This is a genomic window from Tersicoccus mangrovi, from assembly GCF_036881825.1.
GTDB lineage: Bacteria > Actinomycetota > Actinomycetes > Actinomycetales > Micrococcaceae > Tersicoccus > Tersicoccus mangrovi.
On sequence record NZ_JBAJMW010000002.1, the window covers coordinates 1 to 10,721 of the forward strand.

A 10,721-nucleotide genomic window follows, 5' to 3' on the forward strand; every position below is an offset into this window, starting at 1 on the left:
CACCGCCTGCGCCGACCAGCCACCCGCCTCCCGCGTCCCAACCCGCGTCGCCAACGTCATGACCTCCTACACCTAGGTGTAGGAGGCTCTCCCGATCCGGCCCAGTGCTCGTTGCCCGGCTGATTGCCGGACGTTCATTTCCCGGCCACCGGTTTCGTCGGAGGGCTGCCGTAGTCTGGCGCTTCACCACCGTCGGCGACCGCCACTCGACCGCCGGCCACGCACCAGCCGATCGATCGACCGCGAGGAGCAGCGATGGAAGCACACGGGCCCGCCGCGACCTGCACGGTCTGCGGCATCCCGACCGATCGCGCCGTCATCGTTTCGGCACTGCTCGACCCTGACGACGGCACCGGCCTCGAACAGGCGAGCACCGAGGTCTTCCCGGTCTGCGCGGCTCACTGGACGGACCAGGTCGTCCTGCACCGGCAGGCGCTCGACCTGGCCGGCACCGTGGACCGCTTCGCCGAGTCCGGTCTCGTGCCGATCTCCTCCGCGCACGCGCTCGCCCTGACGCTCGGCTTCGAGGCAGCGCCCGGCGCCGCCTGACGCCGCCCCGGTCACCCGGATTTGGTCGCCGTCACCGGCGGTCGATAGCGTGTGTGGGCCGCGTCACCGCTTCGGTGACGCCTGTGTTCTGCGTTCAGTCCTGCCGCGGGACGACGCCGTTCACGAGAGAGTTGATCCTTGGTCTCCACCACCGACGCGGCTCGCGCCGCGCGCTCCGGCGCGCCGCACGAGCCCCACCTGGCCCGCCAGCTGTCCAACCGCCACATCCAGCTCATCGCCATCGGCGGGGCCATCGGCACCGGCCTGTTCATGGGGTCGGGCAAGACCGTCTCGGTGGCCGGCCCCAGCGTCATCTTCGTCTACATGATCATCGGCTTCATGCTGTTCTTCGTCATGCGGGCGATGGGTGAACTGCTGCTCTCGAACACCGGCTACAAGTCGTTCAGCGACGTCGCCGGGGACCTGCTCGGGCCGTGGGCCGGCTTCTTCACCGGGTGGACGTACTGGTTCTGCTGGGTGGTCACCGGGATCGCCGACGTCATCGCCATCGCCGGCTACGCCCGCGAGCTCATCCCCGGCATCCCGCTGTGGATCCCGGGCCTGGTGACCATCGGCGTCCTGCTCGTCCTCAACCTGCCGACCGTGCGGGCCTTCGGGGAGACCGAGTTCTGGTTCGCGCTGATCAAGATCGTCGCGATCGTCGCCCTCATCGTCACCGGTCTCGTCATGATCGCCACGGGCTTCACCTCCGCGGCCGGCCCGGCCACGTTCACCAACCTGTGGAGCCACGGCGGCTTCTTCCCGAACGAGTTCATGGGCTTCGTCGCCGGCTTCCAGATCGCCGTGTTCGCGTTCGTCGGCATCGAGCTCGTGGGCACGACGGCGGCCGAGGCGAAGGACCCCGAGGTCACGCTCCCCCGCGCGATCAACGCCATCCCGGTGCGCGTGCTGCTGTTCTACGTCGGCGCGCTCATCATCCTCATGTCGGTGACCCCGTGGACCGAGTTCCGCGCGGGGCACAGCCCCTTCATCGCCACCTTCTCGCTCGCGGGCCTGGGCATCGCGGCGACCGTCGTCAACCTCGTCGTCCTCACCTCGGCGATGTCCTCGGCGAACTCGGGCATCTACTCGACGTCGCGCATGGTGTTCGGGCTGGCGCAGGAGGGCGACGCACCGGCGCCGTTCGCGAAGCTCTCGCGCCGCCAGGTGCCCCGCAACGCCCTGTTCCTCACGAGCGTGCTGCTGCTCAGCGGCATCGTGCTGCTCTACGCGGGCAAGGACATCGGCGCCGCGTTCGACATGGTCACCACCGTCTCCTCGGTGTGCTTCATGTTCGTCTGGTCGATCATCCTCGCCTCGTACCTCGTGTTCCGCCGGCGCCGGGCGGGCCTGCACACGTCCTCGACGTTCCGGATGCCGGGCGGCCGGGTGATGATCTGGGTGGTGTTCGCGTTCTTCGCCTTCGTCCTCTGGGCGCTGACGACGCAGTCGGACACGCTCACCGCCCTGGCGGTGACCCCGGTCTGGTTCGTCGTCCTCGGCGTGGCGTGGCTCGTGCTGCGCCGGCGGCCGACCCACCAGGCCCGGCTCGCCCAGCACCGGGCGGCGATCGCCGAGAGCACGGAAGCCGCGCGTGCGGACGCCTGAACGACCCCCACACCTGACACGAGCGGCCGCCGGAATATCCGGCGGCCGCTCGCCGCTTCACCGGGCGTGACCGACCTCCGCGCGACCTCCCCCGACGAGCTCGACGACGACGTCCTGGCCGTCGTCGTGATCGGTGCCGGTCAGGCCGGGTTGAGTGCTGCGGCCCATCTGCTCCGCGGCGGGCTGCGCGCGTGGGACGACGTCGTCGTCCTCGACGCCAACGACGGGCCCGGCGGCGCTTGGCGACACCGGTGGGACGCCCTGACCCTCGGCGACGCCCACGGCATCCACGACCTGCCCGGCCTGCCCTTGGGCACCCCGGACCCGGCCGAACCGGCCAGCCGCGTGGTCGCCCGGTACTACGGTGCCTACGAGGACGCGTTCGCCCTGCCGGTCGTGCGCCCGGTCGCCGTCGCCTCCGTCCTCCAGGCGGACCAGCCCGACGGCGTCTTCACCGTGGCCGCCCGCGACGGCCGGCAGTGGCGCACCCGGTCGGTGATCAACGCGACCGGCACCTGGGACAGCCCCTACGTGCCGCACTATCCCGGCATCGAGACCTTCGCCGGCCGCCAACTGCACACCCGCGACTACACGGCGGCCTCCGACTTCGCCGGCCGGCGCGTGCTCGTCGTCGGCGGCGGCACCTCGGCCGCCCAGTTCGTCCTCGGCCTGGACCGCGCCGGCGTCGCGACCGTCTGGAGCACCCGGACCGCCCCGCGATGGACCGACCGGCCCTTCGATGACGGCTGGGGTCGCGCCGTCGAGGCGTCGGTCTCCGCCCGCACCCTCCGCGGGCTCTCGCCGCACTCGGTCGTCGCCGCCACCGGGCTGCCGCTGGCCCGCATGTACCCGCCGGCGATCCGCTCGGGCCTGTTGATCAGCCGCGGCCCGCTCGTCCGGCTCACCCCCACCGGTGCGGTGTTGGCCGGCCCGGGCCCCGACGGGCACGGCATCCCCTCCCAGGGCGCCGCCGACGCGCTCATCGACGACGGCGTGCGCGCCCGCGTTCCGGTCCTGCCTGGCTGCCCGGCCCCCAGCGACGCAGCGCGGGACCAGGCGGACGCGTGGCAGGTGCCGGTCGACGTCGTGCTGTGGGCCACCGGTTTCCGCGCCTCGCTCGGCCACCTGAGCGGCCTGCACCTGCGCGAGCCCGGCGGCGGAATCGTCATGGGGTCCGACGGCGTGACGGTGGCCAAGCAGCCCGGCCTGTTCCTCGTCGGCTACGGCGCCTCGGCGTCCACGCTCGGGGCCACCCGTGCCGGGCGGAAGGCGGCTCGCGCGGCGGCGCGGTACGCGGCGGCCACCACGACGGAGGAGACCGCGGGGAGGGCGGAGCCGGCGCCGGCCCGAAGTGTCCTGTCAGCGTGAGAACGGTTCAGACGACCTCGCCGATGTCCTCCGCCCACACCGCGGGGTACTCGGTGGCGAAACGGATCATGAGGTCGCGGCATTCCGGGTCGTCGAGCACGACGATGTCGACGCCGCGGGAGCGCATCCAGTCCAGTTCGCCGGGGAACGTCGTCGCCTCCCCCACCACGACGCGCCGGATGCCGAACTGGACGATCGCGCCCGAGCACATGGCGCACGGGGCCAGGGTCGTGTGCAGGACGGCGTCCGCGTAGGAGCGGATGCGACCGGCGGCGCGCAGGCAGTCGATCTCGCCGTGCGCGGTCGGGTCGCCCTGCTGGACCCGCTGGTTGTGGCCGGTGGCCACCAGCTCCCCGCCGAGGACGAGGGCGCCGCCGATGGGCACACCGCCCTCGGCCAGGGACGCGGCGGCCGCCTCACGGGCGCGGGCGAAGTGGTCGAGGGAGTAGTCGAAGGCCATGCGCGTCACCGTATCGCGGCCCACGTCAGCGCGGCGCATCACCACGTCAGCGCGGCGCATCACCACGGAAGTGCGGCGCATCACCACGGACGCCCGGCTCGCGACGAGGTCGACTCGCGCTGGACGCCGGTGCCGGCCGGCCGAGCTCCGGCACCCGCCGATGGATGACAGTCGGACCGCACCGACAGCCGGCGCCGTCCGGCGAGGGAGTCGCCGTTGCGGGACTCGAGAAGTCAGCGCAGCGGCCGCAGGAATGCCGTGACGTCCTCGGCGAGCAGCGCGGGCTCCTCGTGCGGCGCGAAGTGGCCGCCGCGGGGCATCTCGGTGTAGCGCACGAGGGGGTAGAGGCGTTCGATCCACTCCCGCGGCGGGTGGCCGAGGTCGTGCGGGAACAGCGCGACGGCGGTCGGCACGTCGACCCGGCGGACCCGGGTGGTGAAGCCGTTGTTGAACTCCCAGTACGGCCGGAACGACGTGGCGATGCTGTTGGTGAACCAGTAGAGCGAGGCGACGGTCAGCAGGTCGTCGTCGGTGAAGCGGGTCGAGACGTCGCCGCCGCAGTCGCTCCACGCGCGGTACTTCTCCACCAGCCACGCGAGCAGGCCGGCGGGTGAGTCGGACAGTCCGGCGGCGAGGGTGAGCGGGCGCGACTCCTGCTCGTGCTGGTAACCGCCCTCGTCGTCGTTCCAGGCCGCCACCTCGTCGAGATACGCCTGCTCGGCCGGCGTGAGCGTCGACGCGTCGAGGTCGACGGGACCGGCGACGGCGAGCAGGTGCAGCCCGACGACGGCCTCCGGGTGCGCCTCGGCCAGGCGCGAGGCGATGCCGGCGCCGAGGTCCCCACCGTGGGCGGCGTAGCGGGTGGCGCCGACGTGGTCGGCCATCAGCCGGTGCAGCAGGTCATGGGTCTGCTCGGTGTGCGCGGGACGGGCCGGGGAGAACGGGAAGCCGGGCAGGGCGGGCACGACGACGGTCAGCGCGTCCGCCGCGTCGCCCCCGTACTGCGACGGCGTCGAGAGCCGCCGCGCGACGTCGACCATCTCGAGTGCGCTGCTCGGCCAGCCGTTGACCAGCACGATCGGCAGGGCGTCCGCGTGTCCCGACGCCTCGGCGTCGAACTGCAGGTACGCCAGCGGTGTCCCGTCCAGGTCCGACTCCCGCCACGGCAGGGCCGCGATCCGGCGCTGCTGCGCCTCCCAGTCGTAGCCGTCGGCCCAGTGGTCAACCAGCCGGCGCAACTCGCCCGGGTCCGTTCCGGCGTCCCACGCGTGGCCGGGCTGCGGCGCGGGCCACGCGGCCGTCCACCGGGTCGCGCGGAGCCGGCTCCGCAGGTCGGCGAGTTGCTCAGCGGGGACGTCGATCGTCATGGGCAGCAACTCTGCCACGCCCGCCGGCCGTCGTCGCAGGTCAGGCGAGGTCGAGCAGCTCGCGGGTCGCCTCCCACAGCCGTGCCTCCCGCGCCCCGTCGACCGCGAAGGGCTTGACCTCCCGCACCTGGTCCTTGACCACGAAGGCGCCGTCGCGCAGGTGGGCCCACCGCGCGTCGAGCGCGATGGACGCCAGGCCGGGACCGGAGACCGTCGGCGTGGAGACACCCGGAACGCGCTCGAGGGCGCGGCCGATCCGCTGCACCGCCGCGGGCTGCTCGCGGAACAGGGTGGTGCCGGGCATGAACCCCGGCTCGTAGACCACGACGCCGATGCCCTGCGGTGCGCGCCGCTGCAGTTCGTGCGCGTAGTAGAGGATCGCGAGCTTCGCGTTCGAGTAGGCCACGCCCGACGCCTGCGTCGACGGCTTCTGGTCGGCCGGGGCCGGCATCGCCAGCTCGATCGGGTCCCGCCACCGGGCCGGTGGCACGCCCAACAGCTTGCGGGGCAGGTTCTGGTGGTACGTGTTGGAGCCGAGCAGGATGACGCGGCCCGGCGCGGTCATCGTCCCGATCAGGTCGCCGATCAGCTGGGCATGGGCGAGGTGGTTGACGGCGAAGGTCAGTTCGTAGCCGTCGGCAGAGGCGGACCGGGTGTCGGCGACCGTCATACCGGCGTTGGCGATGATCGCCCGCAGCGGCCGGACCGCGCCGCTCTCGACGAGGCGCTTCGCATCGCTCGCGGCGGCGCGAACGTCAGAGAGCCGGGAGAGGTCGGCGTCGATGACGTGCACGGTCGCGCCCGTCGCGCGGGCCTGCACGACGACGTCGGACATCCTCTTCCCCGGCCGGCCGACGAGGATCAGGTCGGGTCGCGTGGCCGCGGGCCTGCCCGCCATCGCCAGCGTGGTGGCGGCGCCGAGGCTGCCGCTGGGTCCGGTGATCAGCACGGTGCCCGGGTCGGTGTTCGTCGAGGTGGTCATGGCTCCATCCTCGGCCGCCGCGCCGGGCACAGGAAGGCGTCCCGTGGTCCTGGGATTGACAGGGCCAGGACAGCGTCCGGAGGGCAGTTGTCAGTGAACAGCGGGAATCAGCGGTCCTCACCGGCGATGATCGCCCGGATCAGCCGGAGGTCCGCCTTGGGCCGGCGATGCTCGTCGAGCAGGCCGTTGGTCTCCTGCAGCGTGTCCGTCAGCTGCGTCCAGCAGAAACCGGCGAGGCCGGTCGAGTCGTGGACGGCGCCGACCAGGTCGCGCAGCCGGGTCAGGAAGGCCTCCTCGTCGGTCACGGCGCCGTAGCCCTCCCAGTCGCCGGCCGAGGTGTGGAAGCCGATGCCGCCGAACTCGGAGAGCACGACGGGCAGCCCGTCCGCGGCCGCCGGGTCCAGCACGAGTCGCCGGCCACCGGGCCGCTCGTGCGCGACCGTCGCGGCCACCGCCTCCCGGCTGCCGTACCGCGCCCGGAGCACCGCGCCGTCGTGCGTGTAGTCGTGGACGCCGACGACGTCGCCGGCGATCCACTCCCAGCCGTCGTTGCCGATCACCGGTCGGGACGGGTCGAGGGCCTTGAGCAGTCCGGTGACGCCGCGGACCGCGTCCTGCTGCGCTCGTCCGTCCTCGCTGCGATCGGCCGCGACGTCCGGCACACCCCAGCTCTCGTTGAAGGCGACCCACGCGATGATCGACGGGTGCCCGGCGTCCCGGGTGACGGCCTGCATCCACTCGTGCGTGGTGCGCTCCAGGGCGCGGGCGGAGAACCGGTAGGCAGCCGGCGCATCCGCCCAGACGAGCACGCCGAGCCGGTCGCACCAGTGCAGGAACCGCGGGTCGGCGACGGTCTGGTGCATGCGGATGCCGGTGAAGCCGAGCGCCTTGACCAGCTCCACCTCCCGCCGCAGCGCGTCATCGTCGGGGGCCGCCAGATGCGACTGCGGCCAGTAGGCCTGCTCGAGCACGAGCCGCAGTGGTGCGGGACGGCCGTTGAGCAGGAACCGGCCGTCCTCGACCGTCACGGTGCGCAGGCCGACATAGGAACGGGCCCGGTCGACCTCCCGATCGCCGCGCCACAGCGTCAGCTCGACGTCGATCAGGGTCGGCCGGTCCGGGCTCCACAGCAGCCGGTCCGGTTCGGTGGCCAAGCGGTCGTCGCCCAGGACGAACGGGAGCCGCAGGGTCTCGTCGGTGACGGCGTGGCGGGTGCGGGCGAGGACGCTGCCGTCGAGCGTGAAGACCGCCTCGAGGTCGAGGTCGTCCCGCTGTCGCGCGCCGGTGACGGTCACGTCCAGCGTCACCTCGCCCGGCCTCGCGCCCGGCGTCCAGCGCAGCGCGTCGAGGTGGCGCGCGGGGACGCTCTCGGCCCACACCTGGCGCCAGATGCCCGTCGTGCGGCCGTACCAGATGACGTGCGGGCTCGGTTCCCAGTCCTGCTTGCCGCGGGGCTGGTCGAGGGCACGCGGGTCGTCGACGGCGCGGACCACGAGGTGCTGGGTGCCGCCGGGCTCGAGGGCATGGGTGATGTCGAGGGCGAAGCCGACGTGCCCGCCGTCGTGTGCGCCGACATGCACCCCGTTGACCCACACGTCGGCGTGATGGTCGACGGCCTCGAGGTGCAGGATCACCCGGTGACCGGCCGGCGGCGCCGTGATCTCGGCGGTGCGGCGGTACCAGACGACGCGGTGCCCGTCCTCGGCGATCCCGGAGAGCGCGGACTCGGGCGGGTACGGCACCCGGATGGTGCGGTCGAAGGTCACCGTGCGCCCGGGATCGGTCCGCCACCACCCGGCGTCGAGGCCGTGGTCCTCGTCGTCGGCCCGGAACTCCCAGTCGCCGTCGAGGTCGAGCCACGCGTCCCGGGTGAGCAGGGGCCGGGGATGCAGGCGCTCCGCGCTGGGTCGGGCGTCGGCAGCGGTCTCAGTGGTGGACTCGTCGGTACGCATGGCCCGATCCTCGCAGGTCGCACTACCGTGACGACATGGCCTCATCCCCCACCCCGCCGACCCCACCGCCGGTCAGCGCCCTGGTCGGCGAGTTCCACGACGCCTTCGGCCTGCCGCGGCGCGCGACACCGAGCGCAGAGATTCCGGCCGACCTCGCCGCCCTGCGGATGGCGTTGCTGGACGAGGAGTGCGAGGAGCTCCGGGCCGCGGTGGCCGCGGGCGACGTCGTCGCGATCGCCGACGCCCTGGCGGACATCAGCTACGTCGTCCACGGCACCGCGCACACGTACGGCATCGATGTCGACGCCGTCCTGCGCGAGGTGCACCGGTCGAACATGAGCAAGCTCGACGCCGACGGAACGCCCCTGCTGCGGGAGGACGGCAAGGTGCTCAAGTCCGAGCGATACACCCGGCCCGACGTCGCCGGGGTGCTCGCGAACCAGCGTCCGCTGTTCTGAGCAGAGCTCACGCCCGGGCCGTTTTCTCCTCCTGCTCGTCCAGCAGGGTCGCGAGTCGGCGCAGCAGGTGGCCGCTCCATCCGCCGCCCATGATGCGGCGGGAGGTCTGCTGCCGCTCGTCGTCCGGGACGAAGCCGTCCTGCTCGACGACGAGCCGGGTACCCTCGCCCTCGGGCGTCAGCTCGAAGGTGACGACGCTGTCCAGGGAGGCGGGGTTGTGCGCGTCCTGCCAGGTGAGACGCAGGCGCTGCTGCGGCACGACCTCGAGCACCTCCGAGGCGACGACGCCGGAAAAGCCGACGATCTCCATCGGCTGACCCTGCATCGTGAACCGGTGCCCGACGACGAGCTCGAGGTCGTTCGGCATCAGCCAGACGGCCAGCTGGGACGGCGTCGTCAGGGCGGCCCACACCCGCTCGACGGGGTGCGGCAGGGTCTGCTCGACGTGGATGGTGGTCGAGTCGTCGGAGGTCATGCGGGCGTCAATTCTCCTCGGGATCGTCGGGATCGCCGGCCTCTTCCATCAAGATCGGGGCGGCAGTGGTCACGGCGTGGATGCCGATGACGCTGGCGACCTCCATCACCTCGAGGATCTCCTGCGCCGTCGCACCGTATCCGAGCGCGTTCTCGATGTGCAATCTGAGGCCCTTGACATACAAGTGCGTAGCCGCGGTGTCGAAGGCGATATAGACGAACTCCCGAACCTTCGGGTCGAGAGTTCCGGTGCGCCAAGGGACGGATGAGAAATCCGTGTAGGCGGCGAAGATCTCCGGATCGAGTTCGAGCATCTCGTCCCAGAACGTGTGCCAGTAGCCGCGGGTTCGTGTGAACTCGGCCTTGATCCGTTCCTGGTCCGCGGACAGAGGCGTGGGACCGGTACGGAGCCCCTTCTCCTCGAGCACCTCGACCAGGATCGGCACGCCGATGTTCATGGCGTGGATGCCGAGGGTCGCCGTGCACTCGAGCACCTCCATGATCTCCTCCCTCGTCGCACCGAGGGCGAGGGCGGCCTTGATGTGCTGTCGGATACCCGGCTCGTACAGGTGGGTGGCCGCGGCGTCGACGGCGATGTAGAGGAACTCCTTCGTCTTCGCATCCAGGTGGTTCTTGCGCCATGGCACCGCGGAGAACTCCAGGTAGGCGCGGAGGAACTCCGGGTCGAGCCGGAGCATGGCCTCCCACGACTCCCCCCAGGTGCCGCGCACGGCAATGAACTCGTCCTTCAGGTGCTGCTGGTCGGCGGTCAGAGCCACGTCGTCTCCTCGTGCTGGGCTGTCGGCTGATGCGGGTGGTGGGCGGGCGGGTTCACGCGTCCTCCGCCGCGCGCAGGCTGTGCAGCGCGGTGACGGCGGCGTTGCGGACGTGCTCGGCGCACCGGCGGGCCGCCAGGTCCGCGTCGCGGTCGGCGATCGCGTCGAGCACGGCCCTCAGCTCGCGCACGGCCTCCGGTGCCCGTCCCGCCTCGGAGAGGGAGGTCGCGCGGAGCACCTGGACGCGCGCCTGGATGCCCTCGAGCAGCTGCTGGAGGGCGGCGCTGCGGGCCCCGGCGACGAGCACCGTGTAGAACCGGTCCTTGGCCCGCAGAATCGTGCGGATGTCGTGGTTCTCGTCGGAGATCGCCGCGAGATCGTCGACTGTGGCGCGGAGCCGCTCGACGTCGTTGTCGGTCGCCCGCTCGACGAATCGCTGGGTGACGAGCGACTCGAGCGAGGCCCGCACCTCGTACAGGTCGGCGGCGTCGGTGAGCGACGGTGCGCTCACCATGGCGCCGCGATGGGGCACGACGGTGACGAGGCCCTCGCTGGTCAGTTCCCGGAGCGCCTCCCGGATCGTGGTGCGCGAGACGCCCAGCCGCTCGATCAGCTCCCGCTCGACGAGGCGCTGGCCGGGTTTGAGGTCGAAGTCGAGGATGGCTCGCCGCAGCGCGGCGATTACCTGTTCCCGCAGTGGCGCGGACACGCGTCCGAGCGGGCTGAC

The 10,721-nt window shown here is 72.2% G+C and carries 11 protein-coding genes; 4 read left to right on the plus strand and 7 right to left on the minus strand.

What is annotated here, in order from left to right:
• The first annotated feature begins 255 nt into the window (after nt 1–255).
• The 3 genes from V6N00_RS03790 (at nt 256) to V6N00_RS03800 (ending at nt 3,525) form a co-directional block, all read left to right on the plus strand.
• Nucleotides 256–549, plus strand: a complete 294-nt coding sequence (locus V6N00_RS03790) for a hypothetical protein (protein ID WP_334230761.1) — start codon at nt 256–258, stop codon at nt 547–549.
• Between the two features lie 138 nt (nt 550–687).
• Complete coding sequence (locus V6N00_RS03795) at nt 688–2,157, plus strand: amino acid permease (RefSeq protein WP_334230762.1); 1,470 nt, start codon at nt 688–690, stop codon at nt 2,155–2,157.
• A gap of 66 nt (nt 2,158–2,223) precedes the next feature.
• Nucleotides 2,224–3,525 (plus strand): NAD(P)-binding domain-containing protein, encoded by a 1,302-nt coding sequence (locus V6N00_RS03800; protein WP_334230763.1) that lies wholly within the window; start codon nt 2,224–2,226, stop codon nt 3,523–3,525.
• 7 nt (nt 3,526–3,532) lie between these two features.
• Here the strand turns inward: V6N00_RS03800 and V6N00_RS03805 are convergent, their stop codons facing one another.
• The 4 genes from V6N00_RS03805 to V6N00_RS03820 all read right to left on the minus strand — a co-directional run bounded on the left by V6N00_RS03805 (nt 3,533) and on the right by V6N00_RS03820 (nt 8,286).
• Entirely contained in the window at nt 3,533–3,985 is a 453-nt protein-coding gene (locus V6N00_RS03805; RefSeq protein WP_334230764.1) for a nucleoside deaminase, read from the minus strand.
• Nucleotides 3,986–4,218: 233 nt separating this feature from the next.
• Nucleotides 4,219–5,352, minus strand: a complete 1,134-nt coding sequence (locus tag V6N00_RS03810; RefSeq protein ID WP_334230765.1) for an epoxide hydrolase family protein — start codon at nt 5,350–5,352, stop codon at nt 4,219–4,221.
• Nucleotides 5,353–5,392: 40 nt separating this feature from the next.
• Nucleotides 5,393–6,334 (minus strand): SDR family NAD(P)-dependent oxidoreductase, encoded by a 942-nt coding sequence (locus V6N00_RS03815; RefSeq protein WP_334230766.1) that lies wholly within the window; start codon nt 6,332–6,334, stop codon nt 5,393–5,395.
• A gap of 107 nt (nt 6,335–6,441) precedes the next feature.
• Nucleotides 6,442–8,286, minus strand: a complete 1,845-nt coding sequence (locus V6N00_RS03820) for a sugar-binding domain-containing protein (RefSeq protein WP_334230767.1) — start codon at nt 8,284–8,286, stop codon at nt 6,442–6,444.
• 35 nt (nt 8,287–8,321) lie between these two features.
• Between V6N00_RS03820 and V6N00_RS03825 the strand changes: the two genes are divergently transcribed.
• On the plus strand, nt 8,322–8,744 hold the full coding sequence (locus tag V6N00_RS03825; RefSeq protein WP_334230768.1) for a pyrophosphohydrolase domain-containing protein: 423 nt from the start codon (nt 8,322–8,324) through the stop codon (nt 8,742–8,744).
• 7 nt (nt 8,745–8,751) lie between these two features.
• Here the strand turns inward: V6N00_RS03825 and V6N00_RS03830 are convergent, their stop codons facing one another.
• From V6N00_RS03830 to V6N00_RS03840, 3 genes are read right to left on the minus strand one after another with little or no spacing between them, the layout of a single operon-like run.
• Nucleotides 8,752–9,219, minus strand: coding sequence for an SRPBCC family protein (locus V6N00_RS03830; protein ID WP_334230769.1), 468 nt, complete (start codon nt 9,217–9,219; stop codon nt 8,752–8,754).
• 7 nt (nt 9,220–9,226) lie between these two features.
• Nucleotides 9,227–9,997, minus strand: coding sequence for a carboxymuconolactone decarboxylase family protein (locus V6N00_RS03835; RefSeq protein WP_334230770.1), 771 nt, complete (start codon nt 9,995–9,997; stop codon nt 9,227–9,229).
• Nucleotides 9,998–10,049: 52 nt separating this feature from the next.
• A complete protein-coding gene (locus V6N00_RS03840; protein WP_334230771.1) occupies nt 10,050–10,703 on the minus strand; it encodes a GntR family transcriptional regulator in 654 nt (217 codons plus the stop codon).
• Between the last annotated feature and the right edge of the window lie 18 nt (nt 10,704–10,721).